At 60.0% G+C, this 23,841-nt stretch carries 22 protein-coding genes; 10 read left to right on the forward strand and 12 right to left on the reverse strand.

The window, feature by feature from the left end; all coding sequences use genetic code 11:
• Window positions 1-91: 91 nt before the first annotated feature.
• From M0814_RS13355 to M0814_RS13370, 4 genes are all read right to left on the reverse strand, one after another.
• Window positions 92-271, reverse strand: coding sequence for a YhfG family protein (locus M0814_RS13355; RefSeq protein ID WP_103485325.1), 180 nt, complete (start codon window positions 269-271; stop codon window positions 92-94).
• A gap of 170 nt (window positions 272-441) precedes the next feature.
• Entirely contained in the window at window positions 442-741 is a 300-nt protein-coding gene (locus M0814_RS13360) for a hypothetical protein (protein WP_103485307.1), read from the reverse strand.
• Between the two features lie 347 nt (window positions 742-1,088).
• Window positions 1,089-2,231, reverse strand: a complete 1,143-nt coding sequence (locus tag M0814_RS13365) for a hypothetical protein (protein ID WP_103485306.1) — start codon at window positions 2,229-2,231, stop codon at window positions 1,089-1,091.
• A gap of 92 nt (window positions 2,232-2,323) precedes the next feature.
• Complete coding sequence (locus M0814_RS13370; protein WP_003220660.1) at window positions 2,324-2,599, reverse strand: hypothetical protein; 276 nt, start codon at window positions 2,597-2,599, stop codon at window positions 2,324-2,326.
• 302 nt (window positions 2,600-2,901) lie between these two features.
• Between M0814_RS13370 and M0814_RS13375 the strand changes: the two genes are divergently transcribed.
• From M0814_RS13375 to M0814_RS13390, 4 genes are all read left to right on the forward strand, one after another.
• Entirely contained in the window at window positions 2,902-3,405 is a 504-nt protein-coding gene (locus M0814_RS13375; protein WP_103485305.1) for a polysaccharide deacetylase, read from the forward strand.
• Between the two features lie 183 nt (window positions 3,406-3,588).
• Window positions 3,589-5,523 carry an ATP-dependent DNA helicase RecQ gene (locus M0814_RS13380; RefSeq protein WP_103485304.1) on the forward strand — a complete coding sequence of 645 codons (1,935 nt, stop codon included), beginning with the start codon at window positions 3,589-3,591 and terminating at the stop codon, window positions 5,521-5,523.
• Between the two features lie 227 nt (window positions 5,524-5,750).
• Complete coding sequence (locus M0814_RS13385) at window positions 5,751-6,974, forward strand: 3-hydroxyacyl-CoA dehydrogenase (RefSeq protein ID WP_103485303.1); 1,224 nt, start codon at window positions 5,751-5,753, stop codon at window positions 6,972-6,974.
• Between the two features lie 30 nt (window positions 6,975-7,004).
• On the forward strand, window positions 7,005-7,439 hold the full coding sequence (locus M0814_RS13390; RefSeq protein WP_003220668.1) for a thioesterase family protein: 435 nt from the start codon (window positions 7,005-7,007) through the stop codon (window positions 7,437-7,439).
• A gap of 101 nt (window positions 7,440-7,540) precedes the next feature.
• On the opposite strand, the gene M0814_RS13395 is transcribed toward M0814_RS13390, so the two are convergent.
• The 3 genes from M0814_RS13395 to fdhD all read right to left on the reverse strand — a co-directional run bounded on the left by M0814_RS13395 (window position 7,541) and on the right by fdhD (window position 11,536).
• Complete coding sequence (locus M0814_RS13395; RefSeq protein WP_003220670.1) at window positions 7,541-8,023, reverse strand: glycine zipper domain-containing protein; 483 nt, start codon at window positions 8,021-8,023, stop codon at window positions 7,541-7,543.
• A 328-nt stretch (window positions 8,024-8,351) separates the two neighbouring features.
• Entirely contained in the window at window positions 8,352-10,700 is a 2,349-nt protein-coding gene (locus M0814_RS13400; protein ID WP_103485302.1) for an FdhF/YdeP family oxidoreductase, read from the reverse strand.
• A complete protein-coding gene (gene fdhD, locus M0814_RS13405) occupies window positions 10,697-11,536 on the reverse strand; it encodes a formate dehydrogenase accessory sulfurtransferase FdhD (protein WP_103485301.1) in 840 nt (279 codons plus the stop codon). Before fdhD ends, M0814_RS13400 begins: the two co-directional genes overlap by 4 nt.
• Window positions 11,537-11,724: 188 nt before the next feature.
• Here fdhD and lysM point away from each other — a divergent pair, with 188 nt between their 5' ends.
• Complete coding sequence (gene lysM / locus M0814_RS13410; protein WP_103485300.1) at window positions 11,725-12,165, forward strand: peptidoglycan-binding protein LysM; 441 nt, start codon at window positions 11,725-11,727, stop codon at window positions 12,163-12,165.
• A gap of 112 nt (window positions 12,166-12,277) precedes the next feature.
• On the opposite strand, the gene yrfG is transcribed toward lysM, so the two are convergent.
• Complete coding sequence (yrfG, locus tag M0814_RS13415; protein ID WP_103485299.1) at window positions 12,278-12,940, reverse strand: GMP/IMP nucleotidase; 663 nt, start codon at window positions 12,938-12,940, stop codon at window positions 12,278-12,280.
• Window positions 12,941-13,028: 88 nt separating this feature from the next.
• On the opposite strand from yrfG, the gene nudE reads away from it, so the two are divergent.
• On the forward strand, window positions 13,029-13,595 hold the full coding sequence (nudE, locus tag M0814_RS13420) for an ADP compounds hydrolase NudE (protein WP_003220680.1): 567 nt from the start codon (window positions 13,029-13,031) through the stop codon (window positions 13,593-13,595).
• 5 nt (window positions 13,596-13,600) lie between these two features.
• Window positions 13,601-14,434 carry a 3'(2'),5'-bisphosphate nucleotidase CysQ gene (gene cysQ, locus M0814_RS13425; RefSeq protein ID WP_177434718.1) on the forward strand — a complete coding sequence of 278 codons (834 nt, stop codon included), beginning with the start codon at window positions 13,601-13,603 and terminating at the stop codon, window positions 14,432-14,434.
• 147 nt (window positions 14,435-14,581) lie between these two features.
• On the opposite strand, the gene M0814_RS13430 is transcribed toward cysQ, so the two are convergent.
• The 4 genes from M0814_RS13430 to rfbC are packed head-to-tail and all read right to left on the reverse strand — an operon-like array spanning window position 14,582 to window position 18,812.
• The gene (locus M0814_RS13430) at window positions 14,582-15,037 is read right to left on the reverse strand and encodes a YiiD C-terminal domain-containing protein (protein ID WP_103485297.1); all 456 of its coding nucleotides are present in this window, start codon (window positions 15,035-15,037) and stop codon (window positions 14,582-14,584) included.
• Window positions 15,034-16,419, reverse strand: a complete 1,386-nt coding sequence (locus M0814_RS13435) for a sigma-54 dependent transcriptional regulator (RefSeq protein WP_003220686.1) — start codon at window positions 16,417-16,419, stop codon at window positions 15,034-15,036. Before M0814_RS13435 ends, M0814_RS13430 begins: the two co-directional genes overlap by 4 nt.
• Entirely contained in the window at window positions 16,416-18,224 is a 1,809-nt protein-coding gene (locus M0814_RS13440; RefSeq protein ID WP_103485296.1) for an ATP-binding protein, read from the reverse strand. Before M0814_RS13440 ends, M0814_RS13435 begins: the two co-directional genes overlap by 4 nt.
• Before the next feature lie 42 nt (window positions 18,225-18,266).
• On the reverse strand, window positions 18,267-18,812 hold the full coding sequence (gene rfbC, locus M0814_RS13445) for a dTDP-4-dehydrorhamnose 3,5-epimerase (RefSeq protein ID WP_003220688.1): 546 nt from the start codon (window positions 18,810-18,812) through the stop codon (window positions 18,267-18,269).
• Window positions 18,813-18,958: 146 nt separating this feature from the next.
• Here rfbC and M0814_RS13450 point away from each other — a divergent pair, with 146 nt between their 5' ends.
• The 3 genes from M0814_RS13450 to M0814_RS13460 all read left to right on the forward strand — a co-directional run bounded on the left by M0814_RS13450 (window position 18,959) and on the right by M0814_RS13460 (window position 23,684).
• Window positions 18,959-21,871, forward strand: coding sequence for an aminotransferase (locus M0814_RS13450; RefSeq protein ID WP_103485295.1), 2,913 nt, complete (start codon window positions 18,959-18,961; stop codon window positions 21,869-21,871).
• A 248-nt stretch (window positions 21,872-22,119) separates the two neighbouring features.
• The gene (aguA, locus tag M0814_RS13455; RefSeq protein ID WP_103485294.1) at window positions 22,120-23,226 is read left to right on the forward strand and encodes an agmatine deiminase; all 1,107 of its coding nucleotides are present in this window, start codon (window positions 22,120-22,122) and stop codon (window positions 23,224-23,226) included.
• 245 nt (window positions 23,227-23,471) lie between these two features.
• Window positions 23,472-23,684, forward strand: coding sequence for a hypothetical protein (locus tag M0814_RS13460; RefSeq protein ID WP_003220694.1), 213 nt, complete (start codon window positions 23,472-23,474; stop codon window positions 23,682-23,684).
• Window positions 23,685-23,841: the final 157 nt, after the last annotated feature.

Genomic DNA, 23,841 nt, shown 5'->3' on the forward strand with positions numbered 1-23,841 from the left:
AACGGTTCCTGTTAACTGCCATTATTCAAGATTTTTTTCATTTAAACAGCCAGAATAATGCCACTTAAGCGCCGCAGATCACTCTCTGGGGTCAGCTAGTGTTGTGACGGTATCGATCAGGGATTTGCTGCCGAACAGGCAATGATTCAGCCGCATCGGCAGGCACCGTTTCAAAGCCTTCAATGCGTAAACTGGCGAGATAATTCGAGCGGCATACCTTGTCGTAATAGGCTTGTTTCTGCTGGAAAGTCAGCGTGTTCTTTTCAGATATTTTCGGAGCAAGGGGCGAGTTGCAGCGCTGCGCGTGCAAGATCTCGTCCATTTCCTGAACGCTTTCCATCAGTGCATCAAAAAACTCGCTCATGGTTGCTCCAATGTTTGATCACGTTTTTATTGATCGCTCTCAGGTGAGGTGGCAGAGCGATCCGAACATTGTCAATCTCAGGCCGGTGCTTTCCAGCCGAGTATCTGCTGCTGCGCGACCTGCAGCAGGTCACAGCCATCCTGCGTCAGCAGATACAGGGCGTGGGTGATGTGGGGAATGTCTTCGACGTCGGCTTGTTTGAAGCTGAGGCAGTAGAGGGTTTTCAGCAGGTCGCTGGAGGCGCGCAGGCGCTGGACGGCGCATTCGAGGATGTCTTGCGGGTTGGCCTCTGTGTCGATGATCAGGGGCTTGGTGTCGGTGAGGCTGGATTCGAGTGAGCGGTAGCGATCAGCGGCTAATTGATTCCATGTTTTCATTTTGTTGATCCTCAAATGCTTCAAGTGAAGCCACCACATCGTGACCAAGCGACAGGAGGCGACTGTGTTCGGGTTGGTCAACCGGTGAGGATCGTGCACAGACCCGGCACACCCGTAGGTGTCCCAAACACAGCCACCATAAAACTGCAGGCAATTGAGTGCCGGCAGCATACAGCGGACGCGTATGCACGATCCATTCAGGTGACCAAGCCCGAGCCGCTGATTTGCCAGCGACAGTCACGACTATAGATAGGTGCCCTCAAGCCGCGATAGGCGACAAAGAGTCTTGGCGTGTAGGAACGGGATGAAGATTTCATCGGACGTTCCTACCGGTCTTTCATCGTTTTTCAACGTAAATGCTGATACGCCGAAATATCCAGCAAGCTGGTTGCCAGGCCGGTCGCCGGCTTGTAGATCTCGCCCTTCACGCTGGTGAACGGTACACCTTTGCTGCCCAGCGAAACGTAGCGTTCGCCTTGATCCAGCTCGGTGAAGTAGGTGTAGGAAAGTTTGTGCATCAATTTGTATTTGGCTTCATCGCGTGCGATGCCGTTGGTGAGGTTTTCCAGATCGGCCTGGGTCAGATTCAACGTTTTTTGCAGTCGTACGCCCCAGCGTTTGAGGCAGGTTTCAGCGAGGTGGCGCACGATGCGTCCGGGCTCGGACAGCGCTTTCAGATCGCTGGCACCGGTCGGGACGCCGCCGCTGCTGGTGGCATTGCCGGCCATGGTGGCGTGGCGGCCAGCCATAGGATAGATGTAGGTTTTGGTGCCGGTAGCGGTCTGCGGGATGACGCAGCTGAAACCTTTGGAGCGTTCGTCACGAGCATAGAACGCTACATACTCTTTGACATTGCCCGCGAGTTTGACGCGCTCTTCCTGAAAGTTACCAATGCCTGGCACGGGATCAAGCGCAAAGATATTGACCGGGATGTTTTTCAGCAGACTGTCCTTGAACATTGCATTGGCCAACATATGGCAACTGATACCGCCCCGGCTCCAACCGACGAGATTGACTTGAGTAGGAATAACACCATCCTTACGGTGGGTTTTGATGATTCCTTCCTGTAATTGCTGCTGGGTAATGCTGCGATTACCGTAATTATATTTGCGCCAAAACCACGAACCCTCGGCTTTTACATCTTCAATCGGAATGCCGGCAGCCTTCAGGCGATTGTATTCGGCTTCAGTCAGTTGCTCGCGTTGCCAGTCGCACTTGCCCTTGATGATATTGAGCGCGTGCAACACGTTTTCTTCCCAGCCCTTGCCGAACAAGGTGCCGCTCATGCCGTATTCCTTGGTCTTGGTGAATAGATCGTCGGCCTGCATGTTGCCGCTGCCGGGGCCATCGACCACGATCCACTCGGCAAACTCGTAACCCGTATGATTGGCAGCCAAGGTGGAAATCAGTTCGCCGTTCCAGAAGTTTTCGTGGGCGACGTCGAATTTATTGGAACCGGTGCCGCAAAAAAAGATAGTTAAAACAGTCATTGTGTTGCTCTCGGTGAAAGTAAGAGTCAACAACTTAGTTCTATTTTGGCTGTTTATTAAAGCATTCTGTTGTTTCTGGATTTTAGTTGTTTTCAGTGTGGGTCTGGTTGTTGGGGTTTATGTTTTGCTACTTCGAGCAAGTCACAGCCATCCTGCACTAATAAATAAAGAGCATTGACGATGTTAGGTATATCTTTCACGTCGGCCTGTTTGAAACATAAACAGTAAAGGGTTTCCAGCAGATCGCTGGCGGCACGCAGTCGCTGGTCAGCGGCATCAAGCAGATCGCGATGGCTGGAGTGAGTATCGATGACCAATACGGGATTTTCGTTGTAGCAAGTCTTCAACGGGCGATAGCGGGTAATCATGGTCAGGATTGTCCTTTACAAAGGCACTTGGGCGGGGCTGATTCAGTGGTCAGTCGCGCCGGCCACTATAGAAGTGCGTGGCGAGCACTCACAAGAGCGCCGCGATGGACAGAGTTCGTAGGGGTTTTTCCGAGGATCGGGCATATGCCCTACAAGGTTTTGCGGCTTTTTCGAGGTGAAACCCCTAGCGCTGAAATTTCCCACAGGATTCACAGGCGTTTCTTGGCAAACGTCTGTATGGTGCGCGCCAGAATCTGTAGGGCGTTTCCAAGCGTCCGATACGCACTTAAAGGGAATTAGGTATGCAGTGGCTACGTTTGGCCTCGATTTTATTGCTGTGGGCCAGTGGTTGCCGTTTGGTCCTGGCGTCGGACGTCGGTAACGGCTGGATGTTTGCCGACCTTGAACGTACCGGTTGGCCCGATGCGCTCTCCAGCCAAACCAGTATCGATACCGCCTCGCGTGCCGAGGTGCTGATGTTCGGTAAAGCCCTGCTCGCCAGCGAAGCGCTGGACGAGACAGGGCTTGAGCAGCGGCTGGGTGTCCTGCATGTGCAGCTCAAGTCGATCAGACAGGTGCGTGATGGGTGGTGGGAGCGTTTGCTGAGTATCTATCGCAACGCCAGTCAGGACTGTGACGGACAGCCGTTCTGCCCGCGCGTGCGCAGTGTCGCGGAGCTGCGGCAGTTGGCGGCGGCCTTCACGGGTGACATCAGCCCGGCTCATGCGTTGTGGGCAAGCAAGAGCCAGGGCGTGCATGAGCAGATGTTGAACGAGCAACTGCGAGTGGCGGTTTTGCGGCCCTGAATGGTTTGTTTTGGTGTTGTTCGGCTGGGCCTCTTCGCGAACGGGTTCGCTCCCACAGGGGACCGAGGTGTTTGCGCCATTGGCTGTATCATCCCGTATTGAATTGACCCCCGGCCTTTTCTCGACTCGCTGCGATCGCCCGCTAGGCTGTTGGCATCACAGCGGTCAACGGAGTGACAGCGCATGCACAACACCCTGGAACAGGTTTTCGGTTATCCACAGTTTCGACCCGGGCAGGAAGCCGCGATCAGCGCGGTACTGGCCGGGCGCTCGGCGGCAGCGATTTTCCCCACCGGGTCCGGCAAGTCGCTGTGCTATCAAGTACCGGCACTATTGCTGCCACATCTGACCCTGGTGGTCTCGCCACTGTTGGCGTTGATGCAGGATCAACTGGCATTCCTCAAGCGTCACGGCATCAGTGCCGGCAGCATCGATTCGGCACAAAGCCGCGATGACGCCAATGATGTGATGGCCCGCGCCCGTTCGGGTGAATTGAAGATTCTGATGATCTCGGTGGAGCGCCTGAAGAACGAGCGGTTTCGCAACTTTTTGCAGCAGGTGCCGATCTCGCTGCTGGTGATTGACGAGGCGCACTGCATCTCGGAATGGGGCCACAACTTCCGCCCCGACTACCTGAAACTGCCGGACTATCAACGCCAGTTCAACATCCCGCAAACGCTGCTGCTGACCGCCACGGCGACGCCGAAGGTCATCGCCGACATGCAGACCAAATTCGCCATCGCCGAAGCGGATGTGGTGACCACCGGTTTCTATCGACCCAATCTCAATCTGCTGGTGGAGCCGGTGCGCGGCCAGGACAAACGCCGACGTCTGGTGGAGTGGATGAGCGAGCGTCCGGGCCAGCCGAGCATCGTCTACGTCACGTTGCAGAAAACCGCCGAGCACATCGCTGAACATCTGGGGCGCAGCGGCATTCAGGCCGAGGCTTATCACGCCGGGTTGCCCAACGATCAGCGCGAGGCGATTCAGAAGCGCTTCATGGCCGGGCAGTCCAATTGCATTGTCGCGACCATTGCGTTCGGCATGGGGATCGACAAGAGCGACATCCGCAACGTAGTGCATTTCGACCTGCCCAAATCCATCGAGAACTACAGTCAGGAAATCGGTCGCGCCGGGCGGGACGGGCAGCCCTCGGATTGTCTGGTGCTGGCTAACCGCGACAGCCTCAACGTGCTGGAAAACTTCGTCTACGGCGATACCCCGGAGCGCGAGGGGATTCGTTGTGTGCTGGAGGAAATGCAGGCTGCCGCACCTGAAGGGCAGTGGGAATTTCTGCTCGGGCCGTTGGCGGATCAGAGCAACATTCGCACGCTGCCGCTGAAGACGTTGTTGGTGCAAATGGAGCTGCGCGGCCTGATTGCTCCGCGTTATGCCTATTACGCCGAGTACCGTTTCAAATACCTGCTGGAGCCGGAAGCGTTGCTTGAGCGTTTCGAAGGAGAGCGCAGGGATTTTGTCGCGGCCATCATCCAGACCTCCAGCCGTGCACGCACCTGGGCGACGGTGAATTTCGAGGCGATGTACACGCAGTATTCAGCTGAGCGCAATCGGGTGGTGAAGGCGCTGGATTATTTTCAGGAGAAGGGCTGGGTCGAGCTTGAAAGCAAGCAGATGACCGAGGTCTACAACGTGCTGCACAGTGATTTCGACAGCGCTGTATTGAGCGCTGAGTTGCATGCCTGTTTCACCCGGCATGAGCAGACTGAAATCGCGCGGATTCACGCCATGCTCGAACTGTTCGGCACCGAGCGCTGCCTGGGTTATCGCCTGGCCGAATACTTCGGCGACCACAACGCGCCCGAGCGCTGCGGGCACTGTTCGGTGTGCCACGGTGATGTCGCACGGCTTCCGGCCCCTCCCGAGTTGCCAGCGCTTGTGGATAAAAACTTCGCGGCGCTGTGCGGTGATTTTATCCACAGGCACGAACAGCACACCGGCAGTGTGCCGACGGCGGAGCGCCTGACGCGGTTTCTGTGCGGGATCAGTGTGCCGTTGTTTACCAGGTTGAAGGCGCGAACGATCTCGGGGTATGGGGCGCTGGAGGAGTATCCGTACGCGCAAGTCCGCAGTTGGGCTGACAATCATCTGCCCGAGTAAGTACAAACCCTGTGGGAGCGGGCTTGCTCGCGAAGGCGTCATGTCAGTTGAAATATCCATGCATGACACTCCGTTTTCGCGAGCAAGCCCGCTCCCACAGGGGGAGTGCGGTGCCCTGACGGCCTCATCCATGCGCTGAATGTCGCTCATCACGGTAATAAACTTCAAAAATGCCCGGTGCCTGACTATGGTGAAGGCTGTCTTCGGATCGCCAACAAGAGAACAACATGAGCCAGACATCGTTCGATATTCAGCAAGCTGCCGTGATCGGCGCGGGCACCATGGGCCGTGGCATCGTCATGTGCCTGGCGAATGCCGGCATTGCCGTGCAGTGGGTCGATAACAATCCACAGATGCTTGAACAGGCGTTGGGCACGGTGGCCGACACTTATGCTCACAACGTGCGCCAGGGCCGGATTGATCAGGCCGAAGCGGATGCACGTCTTGCCCGAATCAGCGTGGCGGCGGATTACCCGGCGATCCGTAATGTCGATCTGGTGATTGAAGCGGTGTACGAAAATCTTGAGCTCAAACAGAAGATCTTTCGTGAACTGGACAGCGTGCTCAAGCCTGCGGCGTTGTTGGCGAGCAACACATCGGCGCTGGATATCGACGCGATTGCCGCTGTAACAAAGCGTCCGTCGCAAGTACTCGGCCTGCATTTCTTCAGCCCGGCGCACATCATGAAACTGCTGGAAATCGTTCGTGGGGCGCAGACTTCTCCGGCCGTGCTGGAAGCGGCACTGGCGCTCGGCAAACGCATGGGCAAGGTCAGTGTGATATCGGGTAATTGCCACGGTTTTATCGGCAATCGCATGTTGCATCCGTACGTGTTGGAGGCGCGCAAGATGCTGCTCGAAGGCGCTTATCCACAGCAGGTCGATGCGGCGTTGCAGGGCTTCGGTTTCGCGATGGGGCCATTCCGCATGTACGACGTGGTCGGCATTGATCTGGAATGGCGTGCGCGCGAATTGGCCGGCAAGGGCCAGGATGCGCCGGAGGTTCAGGTCGACAACCGCTTGTGCGAGTTGGGCCGCTTCGGGCAGAAATCCGGCAACGGTTATTACCATTATGAGCCGGGCAGTCGTCAGGCCGAACATGATCCCGAGGCCGATGCGCTGATATTGAGCGTCAGCGAAGGCCTCGGCTTTCAGCGCCGGGAGATTGGGTCCGAGGAAATCCTCGAGCGGTGTCTTCTGGCGCTGGTCAACGAGGGCGCGAAAATTCTGCAGGAAGGCATTGCCGGATCGGCCCATGACATCGATCAGGTGTACCTCAATGGCTACGGCTTCCCGGCGGACAGAGGCGGCCCGATGGCCTGGGCGGACGATCAGGGGCTGGCAGACATTCACAAGCGCCTGCTGGCGCTGGAGACGCGACAGGGCGATCAATGGCGGCCGGCGCCACTGATTGGCGAGTTGGCGGCGCGAGGGAAAGGTTTTTACCTTTAGACTGGGCAGAAACTCAAGGAATCGACACCGATGTCCAGCACCATGCCGCAACGCACCGATTACCCGCATTTCCAGCCGATCACCACCCGCTGGCACGACAACGATGCTTACGGACACATCAACAACGTTACCTACTACAGCTTTTTCGATACCGCGGTGAACACTTACTTGATTCAGGTCGGTGGCCTGGATATCCACGATGGCGAGGTAGTGGGGTTCGTCGTGAGTTCATCTTGCGATTATTTCGCCTCGATCGCGTTCCCGGATCAGATCGAGGTCGGTCTGCGGGTCGGCAAGCTGGGCAACAGTTCGGTGCAATATGAACTGGCGGTGTTCAAGGCTGGCGAAAGCGAGGCGTGTGCGGCGGGACGTTTCGTCCATGTGTTTGTGGATCGGGCGAGCAATCAACCGGTGCCGATTCCCGGCCAGTTGCGCCAGGCGCTGGAACGTTTGCTGGTTTGCTAAACGCAAAAAAGATCGCAGCCTGCGGCAGCTCCTACAAGGTTCGACTGTAGGAGCTGCCGCAGGCTGCGATCTTTTGATCCGTTGCCCGCAAGGCTTGGCAATCAGCGGTGGTTGTAATACCGATGATGCTTGCGATGGCCGTAGGCATGGCCGCGACCACGGTGGTCGTCGCGGTAGTAGCGACGGTCGTCGCGACCACGATCATAACGACGATCGTCTTCATTGCTCTTGTTGCCCATGTAATTGCCCAGCGCGCCACCGGCACCGCCACCTGCTGCGGCGCCGATCAGGCTGCCGGTGGTGCCGCCCATGCTGCGACCAACCACGTTACCGCCGGCTGCGCCCAACGCACCGCCAATGGCCGCTTCGCCACGGCTGTGTTTGTTGGCGCCGACCGCGCTACCACCCGCGCCGCCCAGGGCTGCGCCAATGGTTGAACCTGTGCTGCCGCCTAAAGACTGACCGACGACCGAGCCAAGAACCCCGCCCAATGCGCCGCCCACACCTGCTTCGGTGGTGCCTCCAGCAGATGCAAAACCACTGACCAGGCCAAGGGACAACAAGAGAATCGAGGAGAACTTCATAGAGGAGCCTCAAAGGGATGACGGCGCGATCCTGAAGTGGTGTAACAAGGCTGACAATCGAATTCCGACGAATAACACGACTTGTATACAATTCTGCAAGTTACTGTTTTTTATGCGGAACTTAAGCGATTTTTGCCGGTCTTTAGCTACTTCGGACAGGCCGCTTTTGTGAAAAAGCGGCCTTTTTTGTGGGCGTTTGAAAGGTGCAGGGTACAAAGGATTTTGTTGAATGAGCCACCGCTTTCGCGAGCAAGCCCGCTCCCACATTGAAATGCATTTCAAATGTGGGAGCGGGCTTGCTCGCGAAGGGGTCAGTCCAGGCACCGCATTACGCAGATTTGGCCATGATCAACCCCGTCTCACTCGCCGCTTCAAGGCGAATCGCAATGAACTTCGATGTCGGCGTATGGCTGCCATCCCCGGTGCTTTCCAGCGGCACCAGCGGATTCACTTCCGGGTAGTAAGCCGCTGCCTGACCCGCCGGAATATCAAACGCCAGCAAGGTAAAACCCTTCACCCGACGCTCACGGCCATCGTCCCAGATCGACACGATGTCGGCCTTCTGTCCCGGGCGGAAGCCCAGACGAATGATGTCGGCCTCGTTGGCGAACAGCACATCGCGCTGGCCCTTGACCCCACGATAACGGTCGTCGAGGCCATAGATCGTGGTGTTGTACTGATCGTGGGAGCGCATCGATTGCAGGATCAGGTCTGGCAGTTGTCCGGTGGCGCGGGTGCGTTCATGCACCAGATCTTTCGGCAACAGGTTCGCGCGGAAATTGGCCCGGCCCGACGGGGTGTTCCACTTGCGCGCGCCAGCGCTGTTGCCGAGGTAGAAACCGCCCGGGTTCTTGACCTTCTCGTTGAAGTCCTTGAAGCCCGGAATGGTATCGGCGATCAGGTCGCGGATGCGCCGGTAATCGGCCACCAGCCAGTTCCAGTCCACCGGTTTGCTGCCCAGCGTGGCGGCGGCGATGCCGGCGATGATCGCCGGTTCCGAGCGCATCTGGTTCGACAGCGGCTGCAACTGGCCGTTGGACGCGTGAACCATGCTGAACGAGTCTTCCACGGTGACCGCTTGCGGGCCTTCGCTCTGGATATCGATGTCGGTGCGGCCGAGGCACGGCAGGATCAGTGCATCTTTACCGTGGGCCAGGTGGCTGCGGTTGAGCTTGGTGCTGATCTGCACGGTCAGGTCGCAATTGCTCAGCGCCGCGAAGGTGCGCGGGCTGTCCGGCGTGGCCTGGGCAAAGTTGCCGCCCAGACCGATGAAGACCTTGGCGCGGCCCTCGGCCATCGCATGGATCGCCTCGACCACGTTGTGCCCGTTTTCACGCGGCACCTTGAACTGGAAACGCCGCTCAAGGGAATCGAGGAACGCCACCGGCGGACGCTCGTTGATGCCCATGGTGCGGTCGCCCTGCACGTTACTGTGACCGCGCACCGGACACAGGCCGGCGCCCGGCTTGCCGACGTTGCCACGCAGCAACATCAGGTTGGCGATTTCCTGGATGGTCGGCACCGAATGGCGATGCTGAGTGATACCCATCGCCCAGCACATGATCACGTTCTTGCCTTTGGCGTACATGCGCGCCGCTTGCTCGATCTCCACCAGAGTCAGTCCGGACTGCGCGACGATCTGCTCCCACGGCGTGTCATCGACCACGCCCAGATACTCCAGCACGTTGGCGCTGTGCGCATTGAGGAAGTCATGATCGAACACTGCCGGCGTACCGGCCTTCTGCGCATCGCGTTCCCACTGCAGGAGGAATTTGGCCATACCGCGCAGCACCGCCATGTCGCCGCCCAATGCCGGACGGAAATACGCGGTGTTGGTCGGCTTGTCGCCGTTGGTGAGCATTTCGATCGGGTGCTGCGGGTGCTGGAAGCGTTCCAGACCACGCTCCTTGAGCGGGTTGATGCACACCACTTGCGCGCCGCGCTTCACCGCTTCACGCAGCGGTTCGAGCATCCGTGGGTGGTTGGTGCCGGGGTTCTGGCCCCAGACGAAAATCGCGTCGGCGTGTTCGAAGTCGTCGAAGGTCACGGTGCCTTTGCCGACGCCAACACTCTGGGCCAACGCCACACCGCTGGCCTCGTGGCACATGTTCGAGCAGTCCGGGAAGTTGTTGGTGCCGTAGGCGCGCACGAACAGCTGATAGAGATACGCCGCTTCGTTGCTGGCACGGCCCGAGGTGTAGAACTCGGCCTGGTCGGGGCTCGACAGTGCTTGCAGGTGTTTGCCGATCAAGGCGAAGGCATCGTCCCAGGCGATGGGCTTGTAGCGGTCGGTCTCGGCGTCGTAGACCATCGGCTCGGTCAGGCGACCCTGATACTCGAGCCAGTAGTCGCTTTGCTCCAGCAACGAGGTCACGCTGTGTTTGGCGAAGAACTTGCTGTCCACCCGACGCTTGGTCGCTTCCCAGTTCACCGCTTTGGCGCCGTTCTCGCAGAACTTGACCATGCCGCTTTCCGGCGAGTCGCCCCAGGCGCAACCCGGGCAGTCGAAGCCGCCGTTCTGGTTGGTCTTGAGCATCATGCGCAGGTTTTTCAACGCGTTGTCGCTGGTCAACCAGGCTTGGGCCACGCTGATCAGCGCACCCCAGCCGCCGGCTGCACCTTTGTAAGGTTTGTAGCGCGGGACAGGTTTCTGGTCGGCTTGATGATGTTGGCTCACGCTTGATTCTCCATCGCTGGGCTGTAGACCCGCGGCGCATTCTTCTGCGGCAGGTGGATGAGATTGAGGTTGTGGCGACGGGCCCATTGCACGGCAAGGCCCGTGGGCGCGGACAGGCTGACCAGAGTCTGGATGCCGGCGCGTAAAACTTTCTGGATCAATTCGAGACTGCAACGGCTGGTGACAATCGCCAGACCGCCTTCTGTGGAAATCTTCTGGCGGATCAGGCCGCCGATCAGTTTGTCGAGGGCGTTGTGCCGGCCGATGTCTTCACGGCCCAGCAACAGTTCACCACTGGCGTTCATGAATACCGCCGCGTGTACCGCGCCACAATGCTGGCCGAGGGGCTGGAACGCCCCGATGCGCTGGCGCAGACCGTCGAGCCACACGGCTGGCGGCAGCGGTGCGCCGGGCAGAACTTGCAGATCGGGCAACGCTTGCTCGACAGCTTCAACGCCACACAGGCCGCAACCGCTGGTGCCGGCCAGTTGTCGGCGCTGTTGCTTGAGGTTCCAGAACGCGCGGTTGGCGATGGTCACTTGCGCGTATTGCGCCGAGCCGGCGCCGGTCAGTTGCAGGTCATAAATGTCGCCGGCGTCTTCGATGATGCCGCTGCCGAGGCTGAAACCGACGATGAAATCTTCCAGATCCGTCGGCGTCACCAGCATCACCGCCTGACTGATGCCGTTGTAGGCGATCGCCAACGCAACTTCCTCGGCGAGCGCGGTGCTGGCCGATTCCACAAGGGGCAGATCGCTGTAGCTGTAGGTCTGGCTGGCGGCGGGCGCGGGCGTTTCGAGTGCAGGCGCCGCGCAAGTTGGGCGCTTGGCGTTCATGGCATCACCGACGGATTGATCAACGCTAAGACTAGGCGCGGCAACTTGTCGCGTCTAATCGGTACTGTCGATCTATTGATAGATGGCGTCGATCAAGCGGCTGCCGGGTCATTGGTCGGCCCGGAACCGGGCTGGTCTGGTGTGGTCTAGGCTTGGACGTCTGGAATCCAAATCAAGGAGTGTGCGCTATGAGTCTGTTGAGCTTTGTGAAAGAGGCCGGTGAAAAGCTGATCGACCTGCTGACCCCAGGTAATGCCAATGCCAGCGGGCAGTTGAAGGAACATATCGACAAGGTCGGTCTGGGCGATCCAAATGTTCAGGCGACGGTGGATGGCGACAAGGTCACGGTTAAGGGTGAAGTCGCGAGTCAGGAGGAGAAGGAAAAAATTCTTCTGGCTCTGGGCAATATTGCCGGGATTGGCAGTGTTGATGACCAGATTACCGTTACGGGGCCGGTAGTGGTGGCTGCGGAATTTGTCGAGGTGAAGGCAGGTGACACGCTCAGTGCGATCTCCCTGCGGGTTTACGGCAACGCCAACCAGTACCAGAAAATCTTCGACGCCAACAAACCGATGCTCAAGGATGTGAACAAGATTTATCCAGGGCAGAAGCTCCGTATTCCGAAGTAATAACCACGCTGTGGCGAGGGAGCTTGCTCCCGTTCGGCTGCGCAGCAGTCGTGAACATTTGGGGCCGCTTCGCGGCCCATCGGGAGCAAGCTCCCTCGCCACAGTGGTGTTGCTAGAGTCCCCGAATCAAATCACGGTAGTCCTCGACCGCCGCAAACTCGGCCGTGTCCTTCGGCCCCTTGCGGCTGTCCGGCTCTTTCACCGCCAGCAGATGTGCCACACCGAAATCCCGTGCACTGCGCAGGATCGGCAAGGTGTCATCGATGAACAGACTGCGTGCCGGATCAAAATCGATATCCGCCTGCAAGGCATCCCAGAACTGCGGATTCTCTTTGGGGAAACCGTAATCGTGCGAGCTGATCAGCCGTTCGAAATACGGCGCCAGCTCGATCCGTTCCAGTTTCAGCGACAGCGAGTCCCGGTGGGCGTTGGTGATCATGATCACCCGCTTGCCGGCCTGTTTTAGCGCGTGCAGAAAGGTATCGGCATCCGGGCGCAGCGCGATCAGGTGTGCGGTTTCCAGTTTCAGTTCACGCACCGAGAGCTTGAGTTCGGCACTCCAGAAATCCAGGCAGTACCACTGCAGTTGCCCGGCATGGCGCTCGAACAGCGGCTGCAGTTCCATGTCGGCCATGGCCCGGCTCACACCGTGCAATTCGGCGTAGCGTTGCGGCAGGTGTTCCAGCCAGAAATGGTTGTCGAAGTGCAGATCCAGCAGCGTACCGTCCATGTCCAGCAGGACGGTATCGATGTCAGACCATGGTAAAGAAGGCATGGCAACGTCTCGAGCGGTAGAAAGATATCCGACACAAACAATCGGGAAAGCCGCGTTATAGTAGCGCGTTCACGCCAAGGAGCTTTGCATGCGCCAGAAACCCACTGTACTCGCCCGCGAGATCGTCGCCACCAGTCGCCTGTTCTGCGTCGAAGAACTGAAGCTGCGTTTTTCCAACGGCGTGGAACGCACCTACGAGCGTCTGGTCGGCAAAGGCGCGGGCTATGGCGCGGTGATGATTGTGGCAATGCTCGATAGCGAACACGCGGTGCTGGTCGAGGAATACTGCGGCGGCACCGACGAGTACGAACTGTCCCTGCCCAAAGGTCTGATCGAGCCGGGCGAGGATGTGCTGGCAGCCGCTGAGCGCGAGCTCAAGGAAGAGGCCGGTTACGGCGCCCGCCAACTGGAACATCTGACCGAGCTTTCTCTATCGCCGGGCTACATGAGCCAGAAGATCCAGGTGGTGCTGGCCACCGACCTTTACGAGGAGCGTCTGGAGGGCGACGAACCCGAGCCGATGCGCGTCGACAAGGTCAACCTGAGTGAACTGGCGGCGCTGGCGCAGAACCCGCAATTTACCGAAGGCCGTGCCTTGGCGGCGTTGTATCTGGCGCGTGATCTGCTGACGCAGCGCGGTTTTTTTCAGTCATGAGTGAGATGTCGATGAGTTTCCCCCATCCGTTGATGGCGCCAGTGGTTGAGCTGGCATTGCAGGCCGGCGAGGCGATCCTGCCGTTCTGGCGCGCTGACGTGGCGGTCACCGCCAAGTCCGATGACTCGCCGGTGACGGCGGCGGACATCGCTGCGCACCATGTGATCGTTGCTGGGCTGACCGCGCTGGACTCCAGTATTCCGATTCTGTCCGAAGAAGATGCCGACATCCCGCAGAGCGTGCGTGCCGGGTGGCAGCGCTGGTGGTTGGTGGATCCACTGGATGGCACCAAGGAGTTCATCAGTGGCAGTGAAGAATTCACCGTCAACATCGCGCTGATCGAAAACGGTCGGGTGGTGTTTGGCGTGGTGTCGATGCCAACCAATGGGCGTTTCTATGTCGGCGGTGCGGGTCTCGGCGCGTGGCGTGGGGACAAAGGTGGCTCGCCGGTGGCGATTCAGGTGCGTGACGTACTCGCCGCTGGTGAAGCGTTCACCGTGGTGGCGAGCCGTCGGCATTCCAGTCCGGAGCAGGAGCGTCTGCTCACTGGTTTGAGCGCCAGCCTGGGCGAGCTGCAACTGGCGAATATCGGCAGTTCGTTGAAATTCTGTCTGTTGGCCGAAGGGGCAGCGGATTGCTATCCGCGACTGGCGCCGACTTCGCAGTGGGATACCGCGGCAGCGCAGGGTGTGCTCGAAGGTGCGGGCGGTGAGGTGGTGGATCTGCAGGGCGAAGCGTTCTGTTATCCGGCGCGGGAATCGCTGCTCAATGAATTCTTTCTGGCGCTGCCGGCAAAGGCGGCGTGGCGATCCAGATTGCTGGAACTTGCTCGCTCCTGAGTCCTGCACATCGCCTTGTAGTGAGGGGATTTATCCCCGATGGGCCGCTTAGCGGCCCCAATCTACGTACCGCGTGCGTTGCGACTGCTGCGCAGCCGATCGGGGATGAATCCCCTCGCCACAAGTGATTAGTGCATCACTGAAGACTCAGCGGTGCAAAACGTACTGCCCGCTGAACGTCACCGCATCCTCTTCGCTGCCGGCGTTGACGATCCGCGTATTGAGCGTCAATCGCGCGCGCCCGTAGCGCTGATACATCGCCAGAAATTTCTTCCAGACCGCCGCTTGCGGTGGCGGACAAATCGCCGTGGCATCACCGGTCACGGGCAGCGGATAGTTGATCTGCCCTTCCTGAATCACGATGTGCCCGTCTTCGATGCCTTCTTCCTTCAGGCGCAGATGCAGCCAGCCCCAACCCGCCAGCACCGCGCCGCAGTAGAGACTGCCGCCGAACATGGTGCTCTTGTGATTGACGTTCGGCTCCAGCGGCAAGTGCAGGCTTAACTGCTGCTCGTGCCAGGCGAGCACCTTGAGGCCCATTTCCCGGGTCAGGGGAATGTCGTGATGCAGCACCGATTCCAGATAGCGACTGTCGCGACTCATTCGGCTTCGTCTCCATGGGCGCTGCTGTCGGCAAAATTCAAGCCGTGCTTGCGCAGTTTGTCGTGCAGGGTTTTGCGCGGAATGCCCAGGGCTTCGGCGAGGCTGCGTACCGAACTGTGCGAGCGCGCCAGCTCGGCGGCAATCAACGACTTCTCGAAGTTTTCCACTTGCTCGCTGAGCCCGCCACTGATGACTTCCACCGTGCTGCCGCCGCCTTCGCTTCCACTGTTATCCAGCGCCAGTTCCAGACCGAGGGCGAAACGCTCGGCAGCGTTCTGCAGTTCGCGCACGTTGCCCGGCCAGGTGTGGCGCAGCAGCAAGGCGCGTTGCGCCGGTTGCAGTTCATGAGGCGGCAAGCCATGGCGGGCGCTGGCTTCATCGGCGTAATGCTGGAACAGCACCAGCGCGTCCTCGCCGCGTTCGCGCAGCGGCGGAATGCGTAGGGGAGCGACGTTCAGTCGGTAGTACAAGTCGGCGCGAAAACGCCCTTGATCGGCGGCCTGACGCAGGTCTTCCTTGGTCGCAGCGATGACCCGGATGTCCAACGGGATCAACTGATTGCCACCCAGACGTTCGACCACGCGCTCTTGCAGCATGCGCAGCAATTTCACCTGCACGTCCATGCTCATGCTTTCGATTTCATCGAGGAACAGCGTGCCGCCGTTGGCGAATTCGAATTTACCGATGCGGCGTTTCTGCGCGCCGGTGAACGCGCCCGGCTCATGCCCGAACAGTTCGCTTTCGACCACCGATTCGGCCAGTGCCCCGGCGTTGATCGCCACGAACGGGCCGTTGCGCCGGCTCGACAAGTCGTGCAGCGCACGGGCCACGACTTCTTTACCGGCGCCGGTTTCACCGAGAATCAGCACGTCAGCCTTGGTCGCGGCCAGCGCGCCGATCTGCTCGCGCAAACGCAGCATCGGCGCCGAGTGGCCGACCAGTCGCGCGCTCAGTTCGTTGCGATCGCTCAGGGCCAGGCGCAGGCTGCGGTTGTCCAGCACCAGCCGGCGCAGGGCCAGGGCACGGCGCACGCTGTCGAGCAGCGCATCACTGGCGAACGGTTTCTCCAGAAAGTCATAGGCGCCGGCACGCATCGCCTGCACCGCCAGCGGCACATCGCCGTGGCCGGTGATCAGCAGCACCGGCAGCTCCGGGTCCTGAGCATGCAATTCGCTCAACAGCTCCAGGCCGTCCATGCCCGGCATGCGGATGTCGCTGACCACCACACCGGGCCAGTCACGCTCCAGTTGCCCGGCCAGACCTTTGGCTTCGGACAGCGGGAGGATTTTCAGCCCGGCCAGGTCCAGGGTCTGGCCGAGGGCCTGACGCAAGTGCGGATCGTCGTCGATCAACACCACCTGAATGCGATTGTCGATGGTCATGCACTTCGATCCTCGGACGGTTGCAGGCTGACCCCGGGCGCGCCGGCGCGCAGCCGCAGGGTGATCAAAGCGCCACCTTGCTTGTGGTTGGCGAACGACAGTTCACCACCGAAGGCGCGCATCAGGGTTTCACAGATGGCCAGCCCCAGGCCAAGGCCCTGGGTGCGGGTCTTGGTGGTGTAGAAGGGCTCGCTGGCGCGACCGAGGGCTTCCATGCAGAACCCCGGACCGTTGTCGCGAATGTACAGGTTGACGCCCTCGGCGGTGGATTCGGCACTCAGCCACAGTTTGCGCGGCGGGCCTTTTTCGGTCAGCGCATCGAGCGCGTTGGCCAACAAGTTGCCGAGCACCTGGCGCAGCCGGGTTTCCCCGGCCTCGACCCACAGGGTGGCGGCCGGCAGGTCGCGGATCAGTTCCACTTCCATGCTGCGGCGCCGTTTGGCCAGCAACGCCAGCGCATCGTCCAGCGCCGGTTGCAGGGCCACGCTTTCCGGGGCATGGCGATCGCGGCGGGCGAAGGCCCGCAGGTGGGCGATGATCGAGGCCATGCGCCCGGTGAGTTCGCTGATCAGTTTGAGGTTGCCGCGGGCGTCGTCGGTGCGCTGATGATCGAGCAGCACTTCGGCGTTTTCGGCGTAGCTGCGAATCGCCGCCAGCGGCTGATTGAGTTCATGGCTGATGCTCGCCGACATGGTTCCGAGCGCCGATAGTTTTCCGGCCTGGACCAGATCGTCCTGGGCGCGCACCAGTTCCTGCTGGGCCTGTTCGCGCTCCAGCACTTCCTGCTTGAGGCGGCGGTTGAGGCCTTCGAGATCGCTGGTCCGTTCAGCCACCCGGCCTTCCAGTTCACGACGGGCCTTGGCTTCGAAAGCGATGCGCTCCAGGTAATGCCGACGGCGTTGCATCATCAGCCCCAGCAACAGCATCACCACCAACAGTGTGGCGCCACCGATCGCCACCACGGTGCGTACCGGACGGTCGATCAGCGTACGCGGGGCGAGGATGCTGACGCTCCAGCCGGTTTCGGCGATGTTCACGGTTTGCGTCAGCCAGGCATTGGGGCTGAGGTTCAGCGGGCGCGGCTCACGCGTCGGATAGGGCTGGATGGCGGTGATCGCCAAGCGCTCGGGCTCGCTCAGGGGGCGGGTCGAGCGGAAGCGCCATTCCGGACGCGAGGTGAGAATCACCACGCCGTTATGGTCGGTCACCAGCAGTTGTTCCGGGGTTTTGCCCCACAGGCTTTCGGTGTGGTCGAGGTCAACCTTGATCACCAGCACCCCGATGATTTTCTCTCCGTTGCGCACTGCCGCCGCGAAGAAATAACCGCGCTTGGCCGAGGTGGTACCGAGGCCGAAGAAGCGCCCGAGGCGTCCGGCCATGGCTTCACTGAAGTACGGGCGGAAAGCGAAATTACGCCCGACGAAGCTGTCATGTTTGTCCCAGTTCGACGCCGCCAGGGTCTGGCCGCTGGTGTCCATCAGGTACATGACTTCGGCGCCGGTCTGCGCCGCGATGTTTTTCAGCAGGCGGTTGGCATTGCCCTGGGTGACGCCGTCGTCCGGTGCACCGAGTACGGCGCGCAGGGCCGGCAGGTCGCCGAGGATCTGCGGCAGCACTTCATAGCGGTGCAGGGTACCGAGCAGGTTGGCAACGTAGAGGTCGAGGGTCTGGCGGTTTTGCCCGGCCAGTTCACTGCGGTAATAGCGCTCGGCCAGATGTTCCAGCGGCCATAGAAGCGGCGCCAGACACAGCGCCAGCAGGGCGAGGCTGCGCCAGCGAGGTCTGCGGGGAAGGGTAGGTTTCATGAGCCGGATGCGCCTGTGGTGACAGGCGCATTATGCCTAGGCTCAGGCGAAGACGTCAGCGTCCTTGAGCAGCGCGCCGGACTGATCCTTGGCCGACAGCTTCGGTGCTTCATCAAGCTGCCAGTCGATGCCCAGAGCGGGGTCGTCCCAGCGAATGCTGCGCTCGGACGATGGATCGTAGTAGTTGGTGGTCTTGTAGAGGAACTCGGCGAACTCGCTCAGCACCACGAAACCATGGGCGAAACCTTCCGGAACCCACAGTTGACGGTGGTTTTCAGCCGACAGGCGTACGGCAACCCATTTGCCGAAGTGCGGCGAGCTGCGACGGATGTCCACGGCCACATCCAGCACTTCACCGGCCGTTACCCGGACCAGTTTGCCTTGGGTATTTTGCAGTTGGTAATGCAGGCCACGCAGCACACCTTTCTGCGAGCGCGAATGGTTGTCCTGAACGAATTGGGTGTCCAGACCGGTCGCTTCCTGGAACGCCTTGGCGTTGAAACTCTCGTAGAAGAAGCCGCGCTCGTCACCAAATACCTTGGGTTCGATGATCAGAACACCGGGCAGATCGGTGGTGATTACATTCATGAGGTTTTTCCAGATAGGTGTGAATGGCCGACATTCTTGCGCAAAGCGCTGGCGGATGCGAGTGCTTGAATAACACGGATCGGGGGTTGCGCATCCACGGTAGCAATGGCGATATAGGCGCCTAATAAAATTTCAGGGGTCGTTCCATGCCGCTCGCCACGTTGATTCATCGCGCCAGTTTGCCCAGCCCGCAGGTTTCTGAAGCGCAGGCCCGGCAGTGGTTGGCGGAGCATTACGGCCTCAGTGGCACGTTACAGGCACTGGGCAGTCAGCAGGATCTGAATTATCGGGTCGACACTGAGCGTGGGCGGTTTGTCCTGAAAATCTGCCGCGGCGACTATGCACTTGTGGAGTTGCAGGCTCAGCATGCTGGCCTCAAGTACCTTGCCGAACACTCTTCGGTGCACGTGCCCAGAGTGATCCCGGCCAGTAACGGCGCGGATCTGTTATCGCTGGAGGCCGACGGCGAGCCAGTGCACGTGCGTTTGCTGGACTACATCGAGGGTCAGTCGCTGACTCATCTTGATCACTTGGGCCACGACGTGGTGGCCGGTTTCGGTCAACTGTGTGGCGAGATGGATCTGGCCCTGGCCGGCTTCGATCACCCAGGCCTTCAGCGCACGCTGCAATGGGATGCGCGTCACGCCAGTGCGCTGATCAAGCATCTGCTGCCGGTGATCAAGGATGAAGGCCAGCGCGCACTGATTGCTGACGCTGCCGAACAGGCCGAACGTCGCTTGCAGCCGCTGCTGGACAAGCTGCCGGTGCAGGCGATCCACATGGACATCACCGACGACAACGTGGTCTGGCAACGAGATGCCAAGCGTCACTGGCAATTGCAGGGCGTGATCGACTTCGGTGATCTGGTGCGCACCTGGCGCATTACCGATCTGTCGGTGACGTGCGCGGCGCTGCTGCACCATGCCGGCGGAGATCCGTTGGTGATTCTGCCGGCAGTGCAGGCCTATCACGCAGTCAATCCGTTGCAACATGCAGAGCTGTTGGCGTTGTGGCCATTGATCGTGGCGCGCGCAGCGGTGCTGGTACTCAGTGGCGAGCAGCAGGTCAGCATCGATCCGGGCAACACCTACAGCCGCGATAACCTTGGCCACGAATGGGAAATTTTCCACGTGGCCACGTCTGTGCCGCTGGCGCTGATGGAAGCGGCGATCCTCACGGCGGTCGGCCAGCCGCTGCCGGCCATTGACAGTGAAGGCTTCGCTCCGCTGTTGCCAGAGCTGGTCGGGCGCGAGTTTGCGTTGATAGATCTTGGCGTCCTCAGTCCGCATTTCGAAGCGGGCAACTGGGAGCAGGAGGGGATCGATCAACGGCTGCTGACTGAAGCCGCTGCCGCGCATGGCCTGGCGGCGAGTCGTTATGGGCAATACCGTTTGTCGCAGACGCGAGTGGACAGCGCGGTAGAGCCGGAGACCTTCCCGCTGCACGTTGAACTGCGCGTGCCACAGGGCGCGACCGTGGAAGCGCCGTTTGCCGGTGTGCTGCACCACACGGCGGACGGTGTGCTGCAACTCGACGGGCCGCAACTCAGCGTGCGTTTGCGCGGTGTGAATGCTTCGCTGCACAGCGGCGCGGCGTTGGTCAAAGGGCAGGTGCTGGGTGCGGTCAGCGGTCCGTTGCTTGTGCAGTTGAGTCGTGTGGCATCGCTGGATGCACCATGGTTCTGCAGCCCTTCGCGCGCTGCCGCGTGGCAGGCCTTGTGTCCTTCGCCAGCCACTCTGCTCGGGCTGGCCTGCGATGCCGAACCGGAGCTGGACGGCAAAACCTTGCTCGAACGGCGCGACGCGAGTTTCGCCCGCACGCAAAAACATTATTACGTCGACCCGCCGCGCATCGAGCGCGGCTGGCGCAATCACCTGATCGACATGCAGGGCCGCTCCTACCTCGACATGCTCAACAACGTCGCGGTGCTCGGCCATGGTCATCCGCGCATGGCTCAGGTGGCGGCGCGGCAGTGGTCGCTGCTTAACACCAACTCGCGCTTCAACTATGCCGCCGTGGCGGAGTTTTCCGAACGCTTGCTGAAGCTGGCGCCGGACGGCATGGACCGGGTGTTTCTGGTCAACAGCGGCAGCGAAGCCAACGACCTGGCGATTCGTCTGGCGTGGGCCTACAGCGGCGGGCGCGACATGCTCAGCGTGCTCGAGGCGTATCACGGCTGGACGGTCGGCGCCGATGCGGTATCGACATCCATCGCCGACAACCCGCGTGCGCTGGAAAGCCGTCCGGACTGGGTGCACCCGGTGACCGCGCCGAATATTTATCGTGGCCAATTCCGTGGTCTCGATTCTGCGCCGGACTATGTGCGCAGCGTCGAAGCGCAACTGGCGCATATCGCCGAGCAGAAGCGCCAACTGGCCGGGTTCATCTGCGAACCGGTGTACGGGAATGCCGGCGGGATTTCCCTGCCGCCCGGTTATCTGAAACAGGTCTATGCGCTGGTACGTGCGCAGGGCGGGGTGTGCATCGCCGACGAAGTGCAGGTCGGTTACGGGCGCATGGGCCACTTTTTCTGGGGCTTTGAAGAGCAGGGCGTGGTGCCGGACATCATCACCATGGCCAAGGGCATGGGCAACGGTCAGCCGCTCGGCGCGGTGATTACGCGTCGGGAAATCGCCGAGGCGCTAGAGGCCGAAGGCTATTTCTTCTCGTCGGCCGGTGGCAGCCCGGTGAGCTGTCAGATCGGCATGGCAGTCCTGGATGTCATGGAAGAAGAAAAGCTCTGGGAAAACGCGCAGATCGTCGGCGGTCACTTCAAGGCGCGGCTGGAAGCGCTGATCGATAAACATCCGCTGGTGGGCGCGGTGCATGGCTCCGGCTTCTATCTGGGGGTGGAACTGATCCGCAACCGCGAGACGCTGGAGCCGGCCACCGAGGAGACCACGTTGTTGTGCGATCGCCTGCGCGAGCTGGGGATCTTCATGCAACCGACCGGGGATGACCTGAATATTCTCAAGATCAAACCGCCGATGGTCACCTCGCGGCGCAGCGTGGACTTCTTTGTCGACATGTTGGATCGGGTACTCGAAAAAGGTCTGTAAACGCTGCTTTTGTGGGAGCGGGCTTGCTCGCGAATGCGGTTTTTCATTCAAAGGTGATATCGACGGATGTGCCGCCTTCGCGAGCAAGCCCGCTCCCACATGGGTTCAGTGCTAATTCGATTTGTATCGGTATTTAACTGTTTTTTTTAGACGAGCGTCATTTTAAAGCATTTAAAATACGATATTTATCGGTTATAAAGTCGCCATTGCTTTGCAACCCTTCGACGGTTCCCAGGAGTCCTGATCCGATGACCACTTTGAAAAGTACCCCGCGTGACGATGGCTTCTACATGCCGGCCGAGTGGGCGCCGCAGACTCAGACCTGGATGATCTGGCCCGAGCGCCCGGACAACTGGCGCCTGGGTGGCAAGCCGGCACAAGCTGCGCATGCCGCCGTGGCCAAGGCCATCGCCCGGTTTGAACCAGTGACCGTCGCGGTTTCCGCTGGCCAGTACGAAAACGCCCGTGCGCGCCTCGACGTGCCGAATATCCGTGTGGTCGAGATGTCCAGCGATGACGCCTGGGTGCGCGACAGCGGCCCGACTTTCGTCATCAATAACAGCGGTGAAGTGCGCGGTGTGAACTGGGACTTCAACGCCTGGGGCGGCTTTGAAGGCGGTCTGTACTCGCCGTGGAACCGTGATTCGCAGGTCGGCGGCAAGATTCTCGAAATCGAGCGCAGCCCGCGTTATCGCACCAAAGGTTTTGTGCTGGAAGGCGGCTCGATTCACGTCGACGGCGAAGGCACGCTGATCACTACCGAAGAGTGCCTGCTCAATCACAATCGCAATCCGCACCTGAGCCGCGAAGAGATCGAAGCGGTGCTTCGCGACAATCTGTCTGTGGATAAGATCATCTGGCTGCCGGATGGCCTGTTCAACGACGAAACCGACGGTCATGTGGATAACTTCTGCTGCTACGTGCGTCCAGGCGAAGTGCTGCTGGCGTGGACCGACGATCCGCAGGATCCGAACTACCCGCGCTGCCAGGCCGCGATGAACGTGCTGCAAAGCAGCACCGACGCCAAGGGCCGCCCGTTCACGGTGCACAAGATGCCGATCCCGGGGCCGCTGTATGCCACTGAAGAAGAGTGCGCGGGCGTCGATCCGGTCGACGGTAGCCAGGAGCGCAATCCTTCTGTGCGTCTGGCCGGTTCCTACGTGAACTTCCTGATCGTCAACGGCGGCATCATCGCGCCGAGCTTCGACGATCCGATGGATGCCCCTGCACGAGAAATCCTGCAGAAGCTGTTCCCGCAGCACGAAGTGGTGATGGTGCCGGGTCGTGAACTGTTACTGGGCGGTGGCAATATTCACTGCCTTACCCAACAGCAGCCAGCGCCGCACAAAGAGTGAGTTGAGACGTAACAGCTTGAGTTGATTCATAAATCAGCCAGGCAACAATTAGCTCGCTGTGCATGCAAAGAAGCCCGCGGCCTTACTGGACCGCGGGCTTCTTTGTATCCGCTTGTCGACAAATCGGAAACCTTGGCATAGCTCTTGTATCGGACAAAGCGCACTAGGGAGAGGGGGGGACTTCAATAGTTCTGTCATAAACCTTGGATAACTTGGCCGCTCACGAACGGGGAGAGAGCGCTGAAATGAACGCCGAAGTGAACGTAGTCAGCGAGCGGAATTTGCATCCCATGGTCGTAAACGGCGAATCGCTCCAGATTGTCGCGCACTTTTTGAAATCCAATGGAACGCGTCAGATCAGGGAACCTGATCCGCGCCGGATGATGATCGAGCGCTATCCCGCTGGCCTGTTCAGCGAGGCCGAACTGGAAGCGTTATGGGCTGTGATGCAAGGATAAGAAAAACAACAAGGATTGGTAAAAGCGCTGCCGGGATGGCGGCGCTTTTTTATGCACAACACAAAACCCACTGCGAACATTGGACCTGTGGGAGGGGGCTTGCTCCCGAATGCGGTAAGTCAGTGACGATGATGTTGCCTGGCCCGACGCCTTCGGG

Origin of the sequence: Pseudomonas sp. MWU12-2020 (assembly GCF_023100605.1) — a bacterium.
Classification (GTDB): Bacteria; Pseudomonadota; Gammaproteobacteria; order Pseudomonadales; family Pseudomonadaceae; genus Aquipseudomonas; species Aquipseudomonas fluorescens_H.

Excerpts from the sequence above, each read along its gene's own strand:
- M0814_RS13360 (WP_103485307.1), bottom strand. The coding sequence starts at position 741 with ATGAAAACATGGAATCAATTAGCCGCTGATCGCTACCGCTCACTCGAA.
- M0814_RS13365 (WP_103485306.1), bottom strand. The coding sequence starts at position 2,231 with ATGACTGTTTTAACTATCTTTTTTTGCGGCACCGGTTCCAATAAATTC.
- M0814_RS13370 (WP_003220660.1), bottom strand. The coding sequence starts at position 2,599 with ATGATTACCCGCTATCGCCCGTTGAAGACTTGCTACAACGAAAATCCC.
- M0814_RS13375 (WP_103485305.1), top strand. The coding sequence starts at position 2,902 with ATGCAGTGGCTACGTTTGGCCTCGATTTTATTGCTGTGGGCCAGTGGT.
- M0814_RS13380 (WP_103485304.1), top strand. The coding sequence starts at position 3,589 with ATGCACAACACCCTGGAACAGGTTTTCGGTTATCCACAGTTTCGACCC.
- M0814_RS13385 (WP_103485303.1), top strand. The coding sequence starts at position 5,751 with ATGAGCCAGACATCGTTCGATATTCAGCAAGCTGCCGTGATCGGCGCG.
- M0814_RS13390 (WP_003220668.1), top strand. The coding sequence starts at position 7,005 with ATGTCCAGCACCATGCCGCAACGCACCGATTACCCGCATTTCCAGCCG.
- M0814_RS13395 (WP_003220670.1), bottom strand. The coding sequence starts at position 8,023 with ATGAAGTTCTCCTCGATTCTCTTGTTGTCCCTTGGCCTGGTCAGTGGT.
- fdhD (WP_103485301.1), bottom strand. The coding sequence starts at position 11,536 with ATGAACGCCAAGCGCCCAACTTGCGCGGCGCCTGCACTCGAAACGCCC.
- lysM (WP_103485300.1), top strand. The coding sequence starts at position 11,725 with ATGAGTCTGTTGAGCTTTGTGAAAGAGGCCGGTGAAAAGCTGATCGAC.
- yrfG (WP_103485299.1), bottom strand. The coding sequence starts at position 12,940 with ATGCCTTCTTTACCATGGTCTGACATCGATACCGTCCTGCTGGACATG.
- nudE (WP_003220680.1), top strand. The coding sequence starts at position 13,029 with ATGCGCCAGAAACCCACTGTACTCGCCCGCGAGATCGTCGCCACCAGT.
- cysQ (WP_177434718.1), top strand. The coding sequence starts at position 13,601 with ATGTCGATGAGTTTCCCCCATCCGTTGATGGCGCCAGTGGTTGAGCTG.
- M0814_RS13430 (WP_103485297.1), bottom strand. The coding sequence starts at position 15,037 with ATGAGTCGCGACAGTCGCTATCTGGAATCGGTGCTGCATCACGACATT.
- M0814_RS13435 (WP_003220686.1), bottom strand. The coding sequence starts at position 16,419 with ATGACCATCGACAATCGCATTCAGGTGGTGTTGATCGACGACGATCCG.
- M0814_RS13440 (WP_103485296.1), bottom strand. The coding sequence starts at position 18,224 with ATGAAACCTACCCTTCCCCGCAGACCTCGCTGGCGCAGCCTCGCCCTG.
- rfbC (WP_003220688.1), bottom strand. The coding sequence starts at position 18,812 with ATGAATGTAATCACCACCGATCTGCCCGGTGTTCTGATCATCGAACCC.
- M0814_RS13450 (WP_103485295.1), top strand. The coding sequence starts at position 18,959 with ATGCCGCTCGCCACGTTGATTCATCGCGCCAGTTTGCCCAGCCCGCAG.
- aguA (WP_103485294.1), top strand. The coding sequence starts at position 22,120 with ATGACCACTTTGAAAAGTACCCCGCGTGACGATGGCTTCTACATGCCG.
- M0814_RS13460 (WP_003220694.1), top strand. The coding sequence starts at position 23,472 with ATGAACGCCGAAGTGAACGTAGTCAGCGAGCGGAATTTGCATCCCATG.